Here is an 18,500-nt window from a genome sequence, read left to right as displayed (position 1 = left end):
ATCGGCGTCTTTGCACCGAAGCGGTGCGACCCTGCTGCAAACAGTCATGATCTTTGACATGGCCTGCGGCACGGTATCCGTTGCTGCGCACCATTTCCGGGTGGCGCAGCCGTCGCATTTAGACGATTCCCGCAATGCGCAGGAGCCAAAGGGTCTCGACACCCACAGTTCAGCTTAGCCTCTTCTCACGACGATATGATGGCATTTCGATAGCTCCCGCATAACGGAAATTCTGGCGACGCACCTCAAGTACAGGGAGGTTTCGCCATGACTGATCGCAGCGTCGAACACTGGTATCCGACAGCGGCTTATCTGTACGTTCTACACCTTGACGGCCCTGCGCTGGCTTGGGAGTACCTGCGCCGAAATCCCGACTACCGCCGCGATTGGCAGCGCCATCGCCGACGACCGAACGCGTCCCAATCCTGGGGCTTGCGCCTGCTGGAAGACCCGGCCCTGGATGCGCGCGATGCACACCCGGCTTGGTTCCCTGACCACGATGCCGTGGTGCAGCTCTATCCGGATGCCGACCCGCCGCCCGAAGCCCATGCCTTCGAGTTCTGGCGTGTTCCTGGCCGTAAGCAGCTGATCCACGACGGCAGGCGTCTGGTGCTGGTCTCGCACTGGCCAGGCTGCTGCCTGCGGCTTGCCCTTGCGCCCAGTCTGGAAGACGGCATGGCCTATCTCTACGCCACCCGCGCCTGCGCGACGCCCTGCGGGCGCTATCGCAACGTCGCGGCAGAGCTGGACGCCCTGGCCGCCGCTACAGTTGCCGCGCCTGCGGCGGCGGCCCGATCCCGGCCTACGTCCGCTGCGGTGCTGGAACTGCACACCTTGCAGGCGCTCGACGCGACCATGGCGGGTGCGTCTTTGCGCGAAGTCGCCGAAGGGCTATTCGGCGTGGATGCCGTCGCGGCCGACTGGCACAAGGACAGCGCGTTGCGCGCCCGCGTGCGGCGGCTGGTGCGACGCGGCGAGGCGCTGATGCGCGGCGGCTATCGCTGCCTGGCACAGCTTCCTCTGCTGCCGTTGCAGTAGGGGGGACGTTTTGCGTCCTCCGCAGATCGTCCCTTAGCAAGCAGCCTTGCTTTCTTGAAAGTGCCTCTATCCGGCCGCGTGGTGTGGCCGGGCTTGATAGAGGTTCATCCCATGCGACCAGCTCCCTTGCGGCCTGCCGCCACTGTCTCGACTGCTGCCGCGCAGCCGCAGCGGTATCTCACCAACGACGAAGCCGCCGAGTACCTGCGCTTGTCGCCGCGCACGCTGGAGAAGCAGCGCGTGATCGGCGGTGGCCCACGTTTTCGCAAGTTTGGCCGGCGCGTCATGTACGCCGTGGCCGACCTCGATACTTGGGCGGCCGACCGCAGTTTCGAGACAACTTCCGATCCCGAGTACGCCGAGCACCACTCGGCGGACAGCCGTGCGCGCTGATCGGTGGCGCGTGGGTGGCCGTCGCCATGTCCAACCCACCAGGGCAAGCCTTGCAACGCGAACAGCTCGACCTGTTCCGCGCGCTGCCGGGCGACATGGCACCCCGCGACAGCCAGGACTTGATGGCCTTTCCGTTCTTCTCGCTCGCCAAGTCGCGGCGCACCGCGCCGATCGACTTCCGCGCCGGCGGCATCACCATCCGCGTGGAAGGTACGCAGCAACACGGCATCGCAACGATATGGGATGCCGACGTGCTGATATGGGCCGCTTCGCAGATCGTGGAGGCGCGCGACGCGGGCATTCGCCCGTCCCGCTGGATACGCGCCACGCCCTACGAGATCCTGCGATTCATTGGGCGCGGCACGTCCCTCAACGACTACCTGCGGCTGAAAGCGGCGCTCGACCGGCTGCAATCGACCACAGTGGCCACGTCCATCCGCGAAACCACGGGAAGGCGATTGCATCGCTTCTCGTGGATCAACGAGTGGAAGGAACTGGCCGATGCCAGCGGCGTGCCGTTGGGCATCGAAATGATCCTGCCAGACTGGTTCTACGCTGGCGTGCTCGATGCCGCCCTGGTGTTGACCATCGACCCGGCGTATTTCCGCTTGAAGGGCGGCATCGAACGCTGGCTGTACCGCCTGGTGCGCAAGCACGGCGGCAAGCAGCCGGACGGTTGGCAATTCGACTTCCGGCATCTGCACCGGAAGTCGGGCAGCGCGGCGCGCTTCTCCGACTTCGCCTACGACCTGCGCGCCCTGGTGGTGCGGCAATCGCTGCCTGGCTACGTCCTGGGCATCGAGCGGATGCCGGACGACGGAATGGAGCTACTGACGTTCCGGCCCGTGCTGAAAACGGCACGGGGATAACTCGGGGAAAAGGTGTGGACGGCCTCGTGCTATCAGGAGTATCGGGTATCGTGCTATCGGGAGTACGCCTATCGTGCTATCAGGAGTACGAAAACGCCGGAAAGCCAACAACGGCGCGGGGTTGCGGCCCCTCTAACTTACCTAACAAGAAATACATAACTTTTAGTAGAAGCGCGCCGGTTCGGTGGACAACCACCCAACGGCACCAAACGCAGGAGCGGAAGACCGGCTTTCCAACACGGAGGGTCGCGCCATGATCCTCGCTCTGCTCAACCAGAAAGGCGGTGTTGGCAAGACGACACTCGCAACCCACATCGCGGGCGAACTGGCGCTGCGCGGCCAGCATGTCGTCCTGCTCGATGCCGACCCACAGGGTTCCTCGCTGGACTGGACGCAGCGCAGAAGCCAGCAAGGTTTGCCAAGGCTGTTCAGCGCCGTGGGCCTAGCACGCGAGACGCTGCATCAGGAAGCGCCAGAACTCGCCAGGCGGGCCGATCACGTCATCATCGACGGCCCGCCGCGCATCGCCGCTTTGGCGCGCTCCGCGCTGCTGGCAGCCGATCGCGTGATGATCCCGGTGCAGCCCAGCCCCTATGACCTTTGGGCCAGCTCGGAAATGGTTTCGCTGATCCGCGAGGCGCAGGTGTTCAGGCCTGCGCTGCGCGCGGCCTTCGTCATCAACCGGCGAGTCAGCACCACCATCATCGGCCGCGAGGCGCGACAATCGCTCGCCGAACAGCCGCTGCCTGCGCTGCGCTCGGAAGTGCATCAGCGCATCGTGTTCGCCGACAGCGTGGCCGCTGGCCGGCTCGCCCGCGAGACAGCACCGGCCAGCGCCGCCGCCCGAGAAATCACGGCCCTGGTGGACGAACTGCTGCGGTGGCCGACATGACAGCGAAGCAGCCATCCGACAACAAACGCTTGGGCAAGCGCGTCGGCATCGGCGCGCGTCCGCCTGCGGATCCACACGCCGAGGCGTGGATTCGCCAGGGCGATGCCGATGCGCTGGGCAAAGGCGATCTCTACACCGCGCGCCTGACACTCGACATCACGCCCGCATTGCGGGCGCGCATCAAAGTATCGGCCTTCACGCGCGGCATGACCGTGGCCGACCTGCTGCGCGGCCTGCTGGAGCGGGAGTTTCCAGAACACCGCCGGGAGAACACGCCATGAATACATTCGCTTTGCCTGCCGCGAATGCGGCAACGGCTGCGCAACTGCCTGCGCTTTCAGCGCTCGCCAACCAGGCTGGCAACGTGCCGCTGACCCGCGTTTCGCTGGCCTACCTCGAACACCGCTTCAAACTCTATCTGCGCTTCGGCGAACCGATGCGCACGCTCCAGCTTGACCGCTGGCGGCGCTGCGCGTTTTTTCTGCCGAGCGCGATGTTCTGCCGCATCCGCTGGCAGGCCAACGACTACGGCACCGTGCGCTGGCAGCTCATGGTGATGCAGGCTTGCACGCCACTTGACGCGGCGCAGCGCGTCCCCGGTGTGCGGCCTGGCGCGCGCCTGCTGCTGCACGCCGAGGGCGACGCCAACGTGCGCGCCGTGCTGGAGCGCATCGACGGCATCGAGGCGCTGGGCATCGCCGCCATCGATGTGTCGTCCGCGTACTGGCGCACGTTGGGCAACCGTCTTGCGGCTCGCCTTGCGTTGCCCGAGTACACCGCCGAGCGACACGCCGCCTGGCTGGCCGGGAAGGTGCTGCCATGAACGCCCCAACCAGCACGGCCGGCACAGCAGGCACCGCACCGCGTCCCCGCACGCGCCTGGGCACTCGCATCGTCGTGGGGACACTGGCCGCCATCGGCTTTGCTGCGCTGGCCTGGGCGGCTTTTGTTTCACCGCTACCGCGTCTGACCTACAACCCGTCCGACAGCGTGGCGGTCGGCTGGTATCGCATCGACCCGTTCGACGGTCGCGCCGCCTCGCTGTCACGCCCTTTGTCCGTGGACAGCATCGTGCTGGTGCCACTGCCGGCTACGGCCGCCGCGCTGGCTGCGCAGCGCGGCTACCTGCCAACGCGTATTCCGCTGCTCAAACGTGTGGGTGCAGTCGCGCCGCAACACGTTTGCATCGTCGCCGGTCAGGTACGCATCGACGGCGTGCCAATGGCCGCCGTGCTGCTTGCCGACCGGATCGGCCGGCCGCTGCCGTCCTTGCCGCTTTGCCGCCGCCTCGAACCGGGCGAACTGTTCCTGTTGAGCGTGACCAATCGGGCATCGTTCGACAGCCGCTACTTCGGCCCGGTCAGCGCATCTACCGTGATCGGCGTTGCGCGCCCGATCTGGCTGGAGACGCGCCCATGATGGCCACCGATTCGCTGCGCTCCGGTGTGCCAATGGGCGTGTCGTTCCAATGGCTGCTGCTGTGTCGCCGCGCCTGCCGTGCAAGTACATTTGCATCGCACGTTGCGTTGCCTTCGGCAAAGCCTTCCAACGTGCAGGCGTCTTGCCTTGAACGCGCCCGGCATGCGGCCGTTGGCGCGGTCGCCGGCGCGCTGGCTGCTCGCGCAGCAATCCCGCCGGAACGCCGGTGCCTGGAGCGACAGTGGAAGGCAAAGGCGGAAGGCAAGACAAAAGGGTTCGGCACTCTGCCGCCCGCAAAGCCAGTCTGCACATGGGGGTGGCGCGGCACGGAGCGGCTTCGCCGTCGTGCCGCGTGGGGCGCGAGGCCCGCGCCAATGCAGGCATGCCCGCGTGCTTCGCACGACAGGACACGCCAGAGCTTGCGGGGAACGCAGCCATGACCGATCGCCGCGACGACGATTTCCGGGTGCGCCCCAGCGCCCCGAAGAACCGGGGCAAAGGCCAGGGCCAGAGCTTCGTTTCCAAGGTGCTCAAGCAGGCTGGCAAGGCCAGCGGCGGCAAGTCCTCGATACGCCATTCCGTAGCCGGTGGCAGCGGCGCACGCGCTGGCCAGCGTCCCGGCTCGCGCCTGGGGCGCGGCCATACGGCGGCGCGCTTCGCCGGGGCGAAGCTGACGCCCATGTCTCGGCGCGTGACGATCAAGACCCTGCTGGTCAATCAACGCAATGCCAGCCCGCAATCGCTCGCCAAGCATCTGCGCTACATTGAGCGCGACGGCGCCGGCCGCGATGGCGAACCTGGGCGGGCCTACGGGCCCCAGACCGACGAATCCGACCTTGACGCTTTCAAGGAGAGGGCCGCCGACGACCGGCATCATTTCCGCTTCATCGTCTCACCGGAAGACGGCGCCGAGCTGGACGACCTGCGCACCTATACCCGGCATCTGGTGAACCGGATGGAAGCCGACTTGGGGACGCGGCTGGATTGGGTGGCGGTCGATCACTGGAACACCTACAACCCGCATACGCACCTCATCGTGCGCGGGCGCGACGACACCGGCAAAGATCTCATCATCGCGGGCGACTACATCGCCCACGGCTTTCGCCATCGCGCCGCCGAACTGGCGACGGAATGGCTGGGGCCACGCACCGAACTGGAGATCCAGCAGACCTTGCAGCGCGAGGTGGAGCAAGAGCGGTGGACGAGCCTCGACCGCACCCTGCAACGAGAGGCCGGCGAGGATGGCCGGGTGCAGATCGAACGCTTCAACGAACCCCGGCTGCAACGCCAGCGCCTGCTGCTGATCGGTCGCCTGCAACGCTTGCAGCGCCTGGGCCTGGCTGACGAGATGCAGCCGGGCACCTGGGCCGTCCACGCAGATGCCGAGAAGACCTTGCGCGCCCTGGGCCAGCGTGGCGACATCATCCGCACCATGCAGCGGGCCATGAGCGGCCGACCGCGTGAGCTGGCGGTGTTCGAACCGGGCCAAGATGCAGATGGAAGCGGCCGCAGCATCGTCGGTCGCGTGGCTGCCAAGGGGCTGGCCAACGAATTGCACGACCGGGGTTATCTGGTCATCGACGGCGTGGACGGCAAGGCCCACTACGTTGCGCTCAACGCCCGCGACGAGTTGGCGAACTATCCCACCGGAGCCGTAGTGGAGGTACGCGGTTCCGCCGAGGTACGGGCGGCCGACAAGAACATCGCCGCGCTGGCCAGCAATGGCCTGTACCGCACCGATCATCACCTGGCGATCGAGCAAGGCCGAGCAAAGCCCGGACGTGACCCGCAGGAAGTGGTCGCCGCCCATGTTCGTCGGCTGGAAGCCCTACGGCGGGCTGGCATCGTCGAGCGCGTGGCCGAAGGGCTATGGAAGGTGCCGGACGACCTGCCCGAGCGTGGCCGCCAATACGACGTGCAACGACTGGGTGGTGTCGCCGTGGAGCTGAAATCGCCCCTGCCGATCGAGCGGCAGGCGCGGGTGATCGGCGCGACCTGGCTGGATCAGCAGTTAATCAGCGGCGGCAAGGGACTGGGCGACCTGGGCTTTGGCGGGGAGGCCAAGGACGCTTTGCTGCAGCGCGCCGACTTCTTGGCCGAACAGGGGTTAGCCGAGCGACGCGGGCAGCGCGTGATCCTCGCCCGCAACCTGCTGGCGACGCTGCGCGGGCGCGATCTGGCGAAGGCCGCACAGGACATTGCCGCCGAAACCGGCCTGGAGCATCGGCCTGCCACGGACGGGCAACGCGTGGCCGGCATCTACCGGCGCTCCGTCATGCTGGCGAGCGGGCGCTACGCGATGCTTGATGACGGCATGGGATTCAGCCTGGTGCCGTGGCACCCGGTGATCGAGCAGCGGCTGGGGCAGCAGCTTGCCGCCACGGTGCGCGGCGGCGGTGTGTCTTGGGAGATTGGGCGGCAACGTGGCCCGTCTATCTGATAACAATGGAGGAAAAATATTTCCTACGAGTCAACCGTTGTTCCCTTTTTCGCTTCGTCGAGCAGCCATTGAGCAAACGCTTGTATTGGCTCTCTGCTCAATCCGATGGGCTCGGGGAGGATGAGGCAGAAGGTTTTGGAAATGGTTTTCCCCTCTGGCCACGGGGCCACCAGATTTCCTAGCGCAAGTTCGGTTTCTACGTAGAGGCGCGGTACTAGCGCAACACCGAGGCCGGCCAATGCGGCTTCTATCAACATTCCATGGAGGTCATAGCGTGCACCAATTGCAGGATTGGTCAGCGGGGTTCCCGTCTCCTGGGAGTACTGAAGCCAAGCTTCCGGGTTCTGTCGTCGGTGCAGGCGCGGTAATTCGTCCAGTGCGGTTTTTCGTTTGCGTCCTGTCAGAAGTTCAGGATGGCAAACCGGAACCAGCACTTCATGCAAAAGCTGGTGAGTCCGCATTCCCGTCCACGCTGGGTGCTCGAAATGGATGGCGGCATCAAATCCGCTCCCGGCTAGGACGAAGGGGTCCATGCGCTCGGCAAGATGCACAGTGATGTTCGGATGCTTCTGCTGGAATCTTGACAAGCGAGGAATGAGCCATCGCATCGCGAACGTCGGGATAGTGGCAATGTCCAGGCTCGCGCCATCGCTCGGCTGCCCCATCAAGTACTGGCTGTCCCGATCCAGGCGGTCAAGCGATTCGCGGACTTGGGCCGCGTAACGCTCTCCGTTGGGCAGGAGGCGCACACGATTGCCGACCCGCTCGAACAGCGTGACCCCGAGGAAGGCTTCCAGCCTGCCAATCTGGCGACTGATGGCTCCTTCAGTCAGAGACAGTTCCTCTGCCGCGCGCGCGAAGCTGCCGTGGCGCGCAGCCACTTCGAATGCCATCAGTGCCGTGCTGCTGGGGATCTTCCTTCGCATGAGCGTTCCTGATACTGGAGCTAGTGATCGGTATAGCTTGATTTTTTATCACTGAAGCATACCGAAAAATCGATTTATGCGTCGATATCCGGGACATATCGTGATGGAACATCAACAAAGAGGGCCGGATGCACAAGAAGTCCGGTAGCGAGTGATCCATGATCTATACCGTCGAATGCAGCTTTGCCAACCCAGCCAGCGAAGCAGAGTGGAATGATTTCTACAGCCTGGAAAAGCTGCCCGCGCTCATTTCAGTGAGCGGATTCCATACTTCGCAACGCTTCAAGGCGTTGAGCCCTGGCTGCCCCGTCTACCTGGCCATGCACTCGATCGACGGTCTGGCCGTGCTTGAGGGCGATGAGTACCGCCAGAAGGGTGGCGGCAATTTCGCTCGTTGGCAGCAGCACATCACCGATTGGCACCGCAATCTTTATGGCGGCCTGGAACGCGCGTCTGCCATCGGTGAAGGAGACCATCTGATCGTGAGCGCAGTCGGTCCCGAGCCGCTCATCGAGATGGGGCTCAAGCCTGATCTGATGCGGGCCGTCGCATTGGAGAAATTTCCTGAAAACAGGTGGTTGGCGAAGCTGGATAGCTCCATCAGTCTCAGTGTGGAAACCCTTCCGAAGGACGTACACCTCTATGCCCCGATGACCGCGCAATTGACGAGTGGCAATGACGCAGTGCCCCAGACGCAGGGACAGAACCGACATGCCTAACCTGACGATCTTCATCCAGGCGGAAATGATGCCGCCCGAAGCGAATCTGGCGGAACTCACCGAACGATGCACTCGGCTTTGCACTGACGTCCTCCAGGCTGCGCTGGACAACGTGCATGTCATCTATGTCGCTGCTCGCCAGGGGCGCGGGCATCCTGCTTACGCGGAAATCAAGTACCGCCTCGAACCGCTCAGAACGCCATCGGTCATGGACGCCTTCATGGCGCGACTGGATGAGGCCATAAAGCGCCATACGGGGCTAACGGCGCGCATCCGTTGCTTCGGCTATCCGGCCCCCGCCATCTATGCGCGGAACTGATTACGCGCAAGGAGCACCGCAATGAACAGAGTGAAATTTCCAGGCCAGCAGATCGGCGAGTTTTCGATCACGGCCATCAGTGACGGATACCTTTCCGCAAGTCTAGATCTTCTCTCCAATATCAATCCTATGGAGGCGTCCAAGTTGCAGCAGGACGCAGGCGTGAGCGACCCATCCTCGATCCACATCAACTGTTACCTGGTGCGTGGAAGGGGTCGCACGATCCTCATCGACGCGGGAGCTGGTGGGTTCAAGCAATGGGGTGGAAAGTTGATAGCGAATCTCGCACTTGCTGGTGTGCAGCCCTCTGACATTGACACCATTCTTCTGACCCATGCACATCCCGACCATGTTGGGGGGCTGCTTGACTCGTCAGGGGAAGCAGCCTTTCCCGATGCAGAGTTGGTGGTCCACCAGCATGAGGTCTCTTTCTGGGAGGACGATAGCAATCTCAGCCGAGCGAGTGAGCGCGCTCGCGGAAACTTTCTGTTTGCCAGGAAGGTGTTCGATCAGTATCGGGAGAAGACGCGCACGTTTGTTGATAGCGAAGTTCTCCCTGGTATCAGTGCGATGCCCCTTCTGGGACATACCGCAGGTCATTCCGGTTATCGCATCGAATCCCATGATCGTAGTCTGCTGGTTTGGGGGGATATCGTTCATTTCCCCCAGATCCAGATTGCTCGTCCCGGCGTGTCCATTGCATTCGACCAAGATCCGATTCTCTCCGCCGAAACACGATCCAAACTGTTGGATGTTGTTAGCTCGGACAAACTTCTGATCGCTGGGATGCACCTGGGCGAACTCGGATTTGCGCACATTAAGCGCAAAGGTATGGGCTACGAGATTTTCTACGAAGCTTAGCGGCCGATAGTGATGCCTGGGATTAGCCAGCAGTGTGTAATGAGATCAATGATCCCACGGTGCTTGCTGCCAGCGATCAAACAGAAAGTCGCTGAACGCCGTCAGCCGGCGCGGCACGGGCTCACGCCGTGCCCGCACAATGCTGATCTTCGAGGGCGTGGCTTCCCAGTCCGGCAGCACGCGCACCAGCCGCCCGTCGCGCAGTTCCTCGTGAATGTCCCAGGTTTCACGCAGCGAGATGCCCAGCCCGGCCAGACACCATGCGTGTAGCACGTCACCGCTATCGCTGCACAACGTGCCGCTGATCGCGACGGGTTTCTCCCGGCGGTTTTTGCGCAGCGGCCAGGTGCTTTGCAGCAGGCCCGGATAGGCGAACACCAGGCAGTTGTGCCGTTCCAGTTCTTCCGGCTGCTCGGGATGCCCCTGCGCCTTCAGGTAGGCGGGAGATGCCGCCAGGATGCGCCGGTTGTCGGCCACGCGCCGCGCCACCAGTCGCGAGTCAGCCAACTCACCCATGCGGATCGCCAAGTCCAAGTCGCCGCTATACAGATCCTGCACTTGGTCGGACAGACGCAGGTCGAAACCGACCTTGGGATGTTGGCGGCAGAAATCGTGGATCGCCGGAGCCACGAATTTGCGGCCGAACGGTGTGGGGGCCGTGAGACGAATGGTGCCGCTCAGTTCCTGGCTGCCACCGGTCGCCAGCTCCTGCACTTCTTCCAGCACTGCCAGGGCGACCCGCGCCCGTTCGGCAATGGCGCGGCCTTCGCCGGTGATGCGCAGGTTGCGGGTGTTGCGCTCGAACAGCGTGGTGCCCAAGGCCTGCTCCAGCCGGGCAATCTGCTTGCTGACCGTCTTGGGTGCGAGATGCAGGTCGCGTGCGGCGGCGGAAAAGCTCTGGCGCTCCACCACATGCACGAACACCGCCAAGTCATCGAGGTTGCGCAGGGACATTTGGGTCATTCCGGGGAAAGTGTTTGTCTATTTTGGTCATTTAAAGGATATACCGGATTCACCAGAATGAGGTTCCTTACTTCGCATGCCGCAACGCGCACGCCTCCGCCGGAGGCGCTCGGCGGTGTGCTCGACTCGCTTGCAGGAGCCTCCGATGACCCAACGCATTCTTTTCGTCTTGACCAGCCACGACCGCAAGGGACCGGCGGGCGCCGCCGACGCCGCGCCCAGCGGTTTCTATCTGTCCGAGGTCACGCATCCGCATCGGGTGCTGGCCGACGCCGGCCATGCGGTCGATTTCGTCAGCCCCAAGGGCGGCAAGACGCACGTCGATGGACTCGACCTGGACGATCCGATCAATGCCGCGTTCTGGAACGACGCGGCGCTGTGCGGTGCCACCGAGAACACCTTGGCACCCGCGCAGGTCGATCCCGATGCCTACGCCGCGATCTTCTACGCCGGCGGCCACGCGACGATGTGGGACTTCCCCGATAACGCCGAACTGTCGGCCATCGCGGCGCGCATCTACGAGCGTGGCGGCGTGGTCGCGGCCGTCTGCCACGGCCCGGCCGGGCTGGTGAATGTCAAGTTGTCCGACGGTCGCTATCTGGTCGCAGGCAAGGAGGTATCGGCCTTCACCAATGACGAGGAATGCGCGGTTAGTCTGTACGACACGGTCCCGTTCCTGCTGGCCGACGCCCTGCAGGAACGTGGTGCCCGGCATGTGCCCGCGCCGAACTTCCAGGCGCAGGTGGTCGTGAGCGAGCGGCTGGTGACGGGCCAGAACCCGGCTTCGGCCAAAGGTGTAGGCGAAGCGATGCTGCCGCTGCTGGTGGCAGCGTCCGTGGATCGGGCCTAAGCCATGAGAGAGCGCATGCCTTTCGTCATCTACGTCTTCGCGCTTTGCGCGTTTGCCCTGGGCTTTACCGAGTTCGTCACCATCGGGCTGGTGTCCACCATTTCCGCTCACCTGCATGCCAGCGTCGCGCAGGTCGGCACGGCGGTCACAGCTTATGCGCTGGGCGCTGTTATCGGTGCGCCGGGCCTGACGGCGCTCGCCACGCGCTGGCCGCGCAAGCGGCTGCTGCTGGTGGCGATGGGCCTGTTCACGCTGGGCAATGCGGTGGTCAGCCTGTCCGATGCACTGACGCCTATGTTGGTGGCCCGTTTCGCGTCGGGCCTGGGACATGGCGTATTTCTTGCCGTGGCCTCCAGCGTGGCAACCCAACTGGCGGGCCGGCATCGGGCCGGTGCGGCGGTTGCCGTGGTATTTGGTGGCTTGACTCTGGCCCTGGCGCTGGGCGTTCCGCTCGGCACCTACCTGGGCAGCGTGTTGAGCTGGCAGGTCATCTTCATGGCGGTAGCCGCGAGCGGCGCGATTGGCTTCCTCGGCTTACTGGCCTTGATGCCGACGGATCGGGACGACGCCTCAGTGCAGGCCAACGCGATGGATGGCCTGAAAGCGATGTTCAATCCGCGCCTGCTGGCTGGAGCCGGCATCACCGTGCTGGCGTATGCCGGGTCGTTCGCGCTCTACACCTACATTTCGCCGATCCTGCTGCAAGTGACGAACGTCAGCGAAAGCACGGCCAGCCTGTTGATGCTGGGCTATGGCGTGATGGCCGCCATTGGCAACATCTGGGGCGGACGCCTGACCGACCGCAAGGGTGCGGACTTCGCCGTGATGATCGTACTGGTCGGCCTGGCCGTGGTGCTGCTGGCGATTTGGGCATCGGCGCCGTCGTTGCCGTTGATGGTGCTGCTGACGGGCCTGCTGGGTGCGTTGACCTATGCGGCGGTGCCAGCCTTGCAAGCACGGGTGATCGGACTGTCGCATATCCACGCGCCGCAAGCGCCAGCAGTGGCCGCAGGTCTGAACATCGCCGGCTTCAATGGTGGTATCGCGCTGGGTTCGCTGCTGGGGGGTGCCAGTCTGGAGATGATGGGCCTGACCAGTACCGCCTGGGTCGGTGCGGTGGCCGTGGGGCTGGGAATTGCCTGGATGCTCTGGCAGATGCGACGCCCCGCGTTCCTGGGCGCAAGACTTCATGGATAGGTGAATGATGGAGCTTCGGCATCTTCGCTGCTTCCTGGCCGTAGCCGAAGAGCTCCATTTCGCCCGTGCGGCGGAGAAGCTGCACATTGAGCAATCGCCGCTGTCGCGAGCGATCAAGGAACTGGAAGAAGAACTTGGTGTGGTGCTGTTCGCACGCACCACGCGCAGCACGCGCCTGACCCGTGCGGGCAAGCTGTTCTTTGAGCATGTGCCGCGAGTCTTCTCGGCCTTGCAGCAAGCGCGCGACAGCGTGAAGGCCGCAGCCAACGGCTTCCACAGTCAATTGCGCATTGCCCTGTCCGACGGCATGACGCCCTCGCGTCTGCCGGCTTTGCTGGCGCTCTGCCGGCAGGAAGAACCCGAGGTCGAAATCCGCTTCTTCGAGGTGCCGCTGGCGCAACAGATCAAGGGGTTGCATTACGACCTGTATGACGTGGGCTTTGCCCGCGCCGATGAAGTCGGCGATGGCATCGTCACCTTGCCCGTCTGGAACGATCCGATGATGGTGGCCGTTCCGGCACGGCATCCCCTGCTGGCCTACAAGCGCATTCCTTTGGAAGAACTGTTGCGCTATCCGCTGGTGCTATGCGATCCGCAGGCCTGCGAAGGCCATGCACGGCAAGTTGACCGTGTGCTGCGCCGCGTGGACATGGAGCCGCTGGTGGCTGAACGAGTGGCGTCTTGCGACCTGATGATGGCGTTGGTTTCCGCAGGCATCGCGCTCGGGTTGACGGGCTGCGCGCATATCCTGACCAGCCAGGAACCTGGCGTAGTGGCGCGGCCACTGACAGGCCGCTCGCCGCTGCTGACGACCTACTTGCTGCGTCCGGAAGGCGAGCCTTCGGAAATGCTCGCCCGCTTCATCGACCGCGTGCGAGCCATCGAATCACCTGAAGGCAGTAGACCCATGCCGGGGCTCGATGCCGACACCGTGGAGGAACGAGAGCCATGAACAAGACCATCACTTTCCTGCTGGTCGCGGTACTGACCGCCTGCGGCCAACCGGAGACACCCAAGCAAGTCGACGTGCCGACCGTGGAGGAATTAGCCGCCGATCCGGCCCTACTGAAGGTGCTGCGCCAGCAGTGCAAGACTGATCGCGCCAGGCTTGGCGGCGTGCTCTGCAATCGAGTCGCCGAGGCTACGCGCAAGCGGTTCTACGGCGATGGCAAGACCCCATACACACCGCCGAAGGAACCGCCTAAGTTCTGATCGCGGTCGATTCAACAACATATTCCGTTTTCTCGCCATACACGCCGCAATGCGCCTGCGCTTGCGGCGTTTTTCTTTGGCTCGACGCTGCGCTAATTCTTCCTTTTTTCTAGACCTTTCTCCCGATAACGGTCTTTGACCGGCACCGACCCGGCACTGATCCTCGCGCTATGCGACACGTCCTTGTGCCGCGTGTGAACGAGGAATCAGCGCAGAGGAAATCGGAGGCCAGTCAATGCAAGCTCAGGGCGTGCTGTTCGGGCAGATCGCGGTTGTTTTCAGCATCGTGATCGCCGGTGTGTGGAGTGCAACCCAATGGACAGCCGCCGCTCTGGCCTACCAACCACGCCTTGGCTCGCCCTGGTTCGACTTCTTCGGTACGCCGGTCTATCACCCCTGGCGGCTGTTCGAGTGGTGGTTCTTCTTCGATGCCTACGCGCCGCATGTCTTCGACATAGGCGGCGCGATCGCAGGCGGCAGCGGTCTGGTCGCCGTGGTGGTCGCCATCGCCATGTCGGTATGGCGCTCGCGGCAATCGCGCCTGGTCACGACCTACGGCTCGGCACGCTGGGCCAACACCGCAGACATTCGCAAGGCCGGGCTGAGGCAGTCTGCCGGCGTCTTTCTCGGCCTGCATGACGGACAGTACCTGCGCCATGAAGGCCCGGAACACGTCCTGACGTTCGCGCCCACGCGCTCGGGTAAAGGCGTGGGCCTGGTGGTGCCGACTTTGCTGTCCTGGCCTGCATCGGCAGTGATCCACGACATCAAGGGCGAGAACTGGCAGATCACTGCTGGCTGGCGCTCGCGTTTCTCGCATTGCCTGCTGTTCAACCCCACCGATCCGCAGTCGGCCGCGTACAACCCGCTGCTGGAAGTGCGGCTCGGCGCGCATGAAGTGCGCGACGTACAGAACATCGCCGACATTCTCGTTGACCCCGAAGGCGCGCTGGAGAAGCGCAATCACTGGGAGAAGACCAGCCATGCGCTGCTGGTCGGCGCCATCCTGCATGTGCTCTACGCCGGCGAGGACAAGACGCTGCGCGGCGTCGCCAACTTCCTGTCCGATCCGGCGTGCCCGTTCGAGCTGACGCTGCATCGGATGATGACGACGAAGCACCTGGGCGATGCACCGCACCCGGTTGTCGCATCCGCCGCGCGTGAAGTGCTCAACAAGTCGGACAACGAGCGGTCGGGCGTGCTCTCCACCGCGATGAGCTTCTTGGGCTTGTACCGCGACCCCACGGTGGCCGAGGTCACATCACGCTGCGACTGGCGCATCGCCGACCTGATTGCGTCCGAGCATCCCGTTTCGCTGTACCTGATGGTGCCACCTTCGGACATCAGCCGCACCAAGCCGTTGATCCGGCTCATCTTGAACCAGATCGGGCGACGCCTCACCGAATCGCTCGATGGTAGCGACGGCATCGAGCGCCGCCACAAGCTGTTGCTGATGCTCGATGAGTTTCCGGCGCTGGGCCGGCTCGACTTCTTCGAGACGGCGCTCGCCTTCATGGCCGGCTACGGCATCCGCAGTTTCCTCATCGCGCAGTCGCTCAACCAGATCGACAAAGCCTACGGCCAGAACCATTCGATTCTGGACAACTGCCATGTGCGGGTGACCTTCGCCACCAACGACGAACGCACCGCCAAACGCATTTCAGAGACCTTGGGTACGGCGACCGAACTGCGCGCGCAGCGCAACTACGCCGGCCACCGGCTTGCGCCGTGGCTCGGGCATCTCATGGTGTCGCGGCAGGAGACGGCCCGGCCGCTGCTGACGCCGGGCGAGGTGATGCAACTCCCGCCCGATGAATCCGTGGTGATGGTGTCCAGCGTCGCGCCGATCAAGGCGAAGAAGCTGCGCTACTACGCCGACGCCAATTTCAAGCAGCGCGTGCTGCCACCCCCCGCGCTAGCGGCCGGGCAGTACGCCGACGTGCCACCGGCCCGCGCCGACGATTGGAGTGGCCTGGCGATCCCCGTCGTGCCCGCCGCATCAGCCACGGCATCCGCCTATGAGCTGGGCGGCACCGATGACGGCGGCCCGCGCCGCCAACCCGAACTCCCCGAATCCGTCGCTTACGACCCCGAGCTGGATGCGCCCGATGACCTGGCACTGCTCGATGACGACGACCTGCCGCTGCCGCTCCCAGGCCAGCTTGACCCGGCCATGCAGCGCACGGCGCGGCTGGCCTCCCTCGACCCCAACGACGGAATCGACCTATGAGCCAATACCGCCTCAATCTTTTTATCCAACACGAGCACGCCAAGCGGCTGGAAGAGCTCGCCGCCAAGAAAGGCGTCTCGAAATCCAGCATCGTCGCGGCGGCGCTCGCGTCTTGGCTGTCGCCTGACGCGGGCGACCAGCGCGAAGCCGCCATTGCCAAGCGCCTGGATCGCCTGTCGCGGCAGGCCGAACGCCTGGAGCGCGACCAGAACATCCAGATCGAAACGCTGGCGCTATTCATCCGCTACTTCCTGACCGTCAGCACGCCGGTGCCCGAAGCGCATCAGGACGCGGCCCGTGCCCAGGGCAAGGCGCGTTTCGAGCAGTTCATCGAACAGCTCGGCAGGCACCTGCTGCGCGGCCGCAGTCTGGTGCGCGACGTGGTGGAAGAACTGCACCCGGACACCGTGCGCATGGATGACGCGGCGGCGCTGGCCGAAGCCCATGAACGTGCTGCGGAGCGTGCCTCATGAGCGCTGTTCCACAGATCCCACCCGAACCACGCTCGTCGGCCACTACTTCACAGGATCGCCGCATCCAGATGCTGCGCACGGCAATGGGGCCGCTGATCGCCGCCGCGCTGGAAGACCCGGACGTGGTGGAAATCATGCTCAACCCTGATCGCACCCTGTGGGTCGATCGGCTGTCGTCGGGTCGCGCGCCGCTGGGCGTCGAACTGTCCGAAGCCGATGGCGAACGCATCATTCGCCTGGTCGCCGCCCACGTCGGTGCAGAGGTGCATCGCGGTCAGCCGCTCTTGACCGCCGAATTGCCCGAGACGGGCGAGCGTTTCGAGGGCATCTTGCCGCCGGCCGCGCCGGGGCCAGCGTTCGCACTGCGCAAGCGCGCCGTGAGCATCATCGGCCTGGATCGTTATGTGGCCGACGGCATCCTGACTGCCGGCCAGGCCGACTTCCTGCGCCGCGCCGTGCGCGAGCGCCAGAACATCCTGATCGCCGGCGGCACCAGTACCGGCAAGACCACGCTCGCCAATGCCTTGCTCGCGGAAATCGCTGCCACAGGCGACCGCGTGCTGGTGCTCGAAGACACCATCGAGCTGCAATGCGCCGCTCGCGACCATGTGCCGCTGCGCACGCGCGCAGGCGTCGTGTCGATGCAGGAGCTGGTGCGCGCCACGATGCGCCTGCGCCCTGATCGCGTGATCGTCGGCGAGGTGCGCGGGGGCGAGGCGCTGGATCTCATCAAGGTGTGGGGCACCGGCCACCCCGGCGGCATCGCCACCATCCACGCCGGTTCCGCCTTGGGCGCACTGCTGCGCCTGGAGCAATTGATCCTTGAAGTGGCGGTGAATCCGCCGCGCGCGTTGATCGCCGAGGCCATTAACGTCGTCATCCACATTGCCGGGCGTGGCCGCAAGCGCCACGTCGAAAGCATCGCCCGCGTCGTCGGCTTCGACGGCGTGGGCTATCGCATGGCGGATGCGCTGGGAACACCGTTTCCCGAGCTGCCGCCAGTTTCTTCCCCGTCCCCTAAACCCTCTGGAGAACTGCTATGACGCAGATGCACATTCTTGCTTTCCGCATTTCCGTAAATCCGGCTTCGGCCTTTGCGTGCCTGCGGCGCCTGGCCGCGCCGGCGCAGCATGGCCTGCTGCTGGCCGCCATCATGCTGATGACGGCCGGCACGGCGAAAGCCTCCGGTTCCTCGATGCCCTGGGAAGGCCCGCTGACCTCGATCCTCGAATCCATCCAGGGGCCGGTGGCGCGCATCGTCGCGGTCATCATCATCATTTCCACCGGCCTGGCGCTGGCCTTCGGCGATACCAGCGGCGGCTTCCGCAAGCTGATCCAGATCGTGTTCGGCCTGTCCATCGCGTTCGCGGCGTCCTCGTTCTTCCTGTCGTTCTTTTCATTCTCCGGCGGGGCGGTCGTATGAGCGCCCCGGATGCCTTTGCGGCAGGCTTCGAGGTGCCGCTGCATCGCTCACTGACCGAGCCGATCCTGCTCGGCGGTGCCCCGCGCACCGTGGCGATCGCCAACGGCACGCTGGCCGCTGCCGTCGGGCTGGGCCTGCAACTGTGGATTCCCGGTGCGGTGCTCTGGATCGTCGGCCATTCGCTGGCGGTCTGGGGCGCGCGCGTCGATCCGCAGTTCATGCAGGTCTTCGCCCGGCACATCAAGCACAAACCGCTGCTGGACGTGTAGGGGGGAC

22 protein-coding genes are annotated in these 18,500 nt (G+C 64.5%); 20 read left to right on the top strand and 2 right to left on the bottom strand.

The window, feature by feature from the left end; genetic code table 11:
- Positions 1–267 precede the first annotated feature (267 nt).
- From HCF10_RS07480 to HCF10_RS07440, 8 genes are all read left to right on the top strand, one after another.
- Positions 268–1,038, top strand: coding sequence for a DUF2285 domain-containing protein (locus HCF10_RS07480; RefSeq protein WP_167655164.1), 771 nt, complete (start codon positions 268–270; stop codon positions 1,036–1,038).
- A gap of 126 nt (positions 1,039–1,164) precedes the next feature.
- Positions 1,165–1,431, top strand: a complete 267-nt coding sequence (locus HCF10_RS07475) for a helix-turn-helix transcriptional regulator (protein WP_443200903.1) — start codon at positions 1,165–1,167, stop codon at positions 1,429–1,431.
- 26 nt (positions 1,432–1,457) lie between these two features.
- Entirely contained in the window at positions 1,458–2,300 is an 843-nt protein-coding gene (locus tag HCF10_RS07470) for a replication initiator protein A (RefSeq protein WP_167655163.1), read from the top strand.
- A gap of 253 nt (positions 2,301–2,553) precedes the next feature.
- Positions 2,554–3,192: a ParA family partition ATPase gene (gene parA, locus HCF10_RS07460; protein WP_167655161.1), complete on the top strand. Its 639-nt coding sequence runs from the start codon at positions 2,554–2,556 to the stop codon at positions 3,190–3,192.
- On the top strand, positions 3,189–3,473 hold the full coding sequence (locus HCF10_RS07455) for a chromosome partitioning protein ParB (RefSeq protein ID WP_167655160.1): 285 nt from the start codon (positions 3,189–3,191) through the stop codon (positions 3,471–3,473). Before parA ends, HCF10_RS07455 begins: the two co-directional genes overlap by 4 nt.
- Positions 3,470–4,015 (top strand): DUF2840 domain-containing protein, encoded by a 546-nt coding sequence (locus HCF10_RS07450; RefSeq protein WP_167655159.1) that lies wholly within the window; start codon positions 3,470–3,472, stop codon positions 4,013–4,015. The genes HCF10_RS07455 and HCF10_RS07450 overlap by 4 nt, the downstream gene beginning before the upstream one ends.
- Positions 4,012–4,611, top strand: a complete 600-nt coding sequence (locus tag HCF10_RS07445; RefSeq protein WP_167655158.1) for a S26 family signal peptidase — start codon at positions 4,012–4,014, stop codon at positions 4,609–4,611. Before HCF10_RS07450 ends, HCF10_RS07445 begins: the two co-directional genes overlap by 4 nt.
- Before the next feature lie 436 nt (positions 4,612–5,047).
- A complete protein-coding gene (locus HCF10_RS07440; protein ID WP_167655157.1) occupies positions 5,048–7,051 on the top strand; it encodes a relaxase/mobilization nuclease and DUF3363 domain-containing protein in 2,004 nt (667 codons plus the stop codon).
- A 23-nt stretch (positions 7,052–7,074) separates the two neighbouring features.
- On the opposite strand, the gene HCF10_RS07435 is transcribed toward HCF10_RS07440, so the two are convergent.
- The gene (locus HCF10_RS07435; protein WP_167655156.1) at positions 7,075–7,977 is read right to left on the bottom strand and encodes a LysR substrate-binding domain-containing protein; all 903 of its coding nucleotides are present in this window, start codon (positions 7,975–7,977) and stop codon (positions 7,075–7,077) included.
- 158 nt (positions 7,978–8,135) lie between these two features.
- Here HCF10_RS07435 and HCF10_RS07430 point away from each other — a divergent pair, with 158 nt between their 5' ends.
- Genes HCF10_RS07430 through HCF10_RS07420 form a run of 3 tightly spaced genes read left to right on the top strand, consistent with a single transcriptional unit; the run spans position 8,136 to position 9,876 of the window.
- Positions 8,136–8,696, top strand: a complete 561-nt coding sequence (locus tag HCF10_RS07430) for a sugar ABC transporter (protein WP_167655155.1) — start codon at positions 8,136–8,138, stop codon at positions 8,694–8,696.
- Complete coding sequence (locus tag HCF10_RS07425; RefSeq protein WP_167655154.1) at positions 8,689–9,015, top strand: hypothetical protein; 327 nt, start codon at positions 8,689–8,691, stop codon at positions 9,013–9,015. The genes HCF10_RS07430 and HCF10_RS07425 overlap by 8 nt, the downstream gene beginning before the upstream one ends.
- A 21-nt stretch (positions 9,016–9,036) precedes the next feature.
- Complete coding sequence (locus HCF10_RS07420) at positions 9,037–9,876, top strand: MBL fold metallo-hydrolase (RefSeq protein ID WP_167655153.1); 840 nt, start codon at positions 9,037–9,039, stop codon at positions 9,874–9,876.
- Positions 9,877–9,921: 45 nt separating this feature from the next.
- On the opposite strand, the gene HCF10_RS07415 is transcribed toward HCF10_RS07420, so the two are convergent.
- Positions 9,922–10,830 (bottom strand): LysR family transcriptional regulator, encoded by a 909-nt coding sequence (locus HCF10_RS07415; protein WP_205885543.1) that lies wholly within the window; start codon positions 10,828–10,830, stop codon positions 9,922–9,924.
- A gap of 154 nt (positions 10,831–10,984) precedes the next feature.
- Here HCF10_RS07415 and HCF10_RS07410 point away from each other — a divergent pair, with 154 nt between their 5' ends.
- From HCF10_RS07410 to HCF10_RS07370, 9 genes are all read left to right on the top strand, one after another.
- Entirely contained in the window at positions 10,985–11,689 is a 705-nt protein-coding gene (locus tag HCF10_RS07410; RefSeq protein WP_167655151.1) for a type 1 glutamine amidotransferase domain-containing protein, read from the top strand.
- 15 nt (positions 11,690–11,704) lie between these two features.
- The gene (locus HCF10_RS07405; RefSeq protein WP_205885542.1) at positions 11,705–12,886 is read left to right on the top strand and encodes an MFS transporter; all 1,182 of its coding nucleotides are present in this window, start codon (positions 11,705–11,707) and stop codon (positions 12,884–12,886) included.
- Positions 12,887–12,893: 7 nt separating this feature from the next.
- Positions 12,894–13,838: a LysR family transcriptional regulator gene (locus HCF10_RS07400; RefSeq protein WP_167655191.1), complete on the top strand. Its 945-nt coding sequence runs from the start codon at positions 12,894–12,896 to the stop codon at positions 13,836–13,838.
- Positions 13,835–14,098 (top strand): EexN family lipoprotein, encoded by a 264-nt coding sequence (locus tag HCF10_RS07395; RefSeq protein WP_167655149.1) that lies wholly within the window; start codon positions 13,835–13,837, stop codon positions 14,096–14,098. The genes HCF10_RS07400 and HCF10_RS07395 overlap by 4 nt, the downstream gene beginning before the upstream one ends.
- Before the next feature lie 235 nt (positions 14,099–14,333).
- Complete coding sequence (locus HCF10_RS07390) at positions 14,334–16,328, top strand: conjugal transfer protein TraG (protein WP_167655148.1); 1,995 nt, start codon at positions 14,334–14,336, stop codon at positions 16,326–16,328.
- Entirely contained in the window at positions 16,325–16,801 is a 477-nt protein-coding gene (locus tag HCF10_RS07385) for a CopG family transcriptional regulator (protein ID WP_167655147.1), read from the top strand. The genes HCF10_RS07390 and HCF10_RS07385 overlap by 4 nt, the downstream gene beginning before the upstream one ends.
- Positions 16,798–17,844 carry a P-type conjugative transfer ATPase TrbB gene (trbB, locus tag HCF10_RS07380; RefSeq protein WP_167655146.1) on the top strand — a complete coding sequence of 349 codons (1,047 nt, stop codon included), beginning with the start codon at positions 16,798–16,800 and terminating at the stop codon, positions 17,842–17,844. Before HCF10_RS07385 ends, trbB begins: the two co-directional genes overlap by 4 nt.
- Positions 17,841–18,224, top strand: a complete 384-nt coding sequence (locus HCF10_RS07375) for a TrbC/VirB2 family protein (protein WP_167655145.1) — start codon at positions 17,841–17,843, stop codon at positions 18,222–18,224. Before trbB ends, HCF10_RS07375 begins: the two co-directional genes overlap by 4 nt.
- Positions 18,221–18,493: a VirB3 family type IV secretion system protein gene (locus HCF10_RS07370; protein ID WP_057418255.1), complete on the top strand. Its 273-nt coding sequence runs from the start codon at positions 18,221–18,223 to the stop codon at positions 18,491–18,493. The genes HCF10_RS07375 and HCF10_RS07370 overlap by 4 nt, the downstream gene beginning before the upstream one ends.
- Positions 18,494–18,500 lie beyond the last annotated feature (7 nt).

Origin of the sequence: Pseudomonas sp. B14(2022), from assembly GCF_012030485.1 — a bacterium.
Lineage (GTDB): Bacteria > Pseudomonadota > Gammaproteobacteria > Pseudomonadales > Pseudomonadaceae > Aquipseudomonas.
Note: the sequence above shows the minus strand (reverse complement) of the source record. Positions and strands in the feature narration are given on the sequence as shown.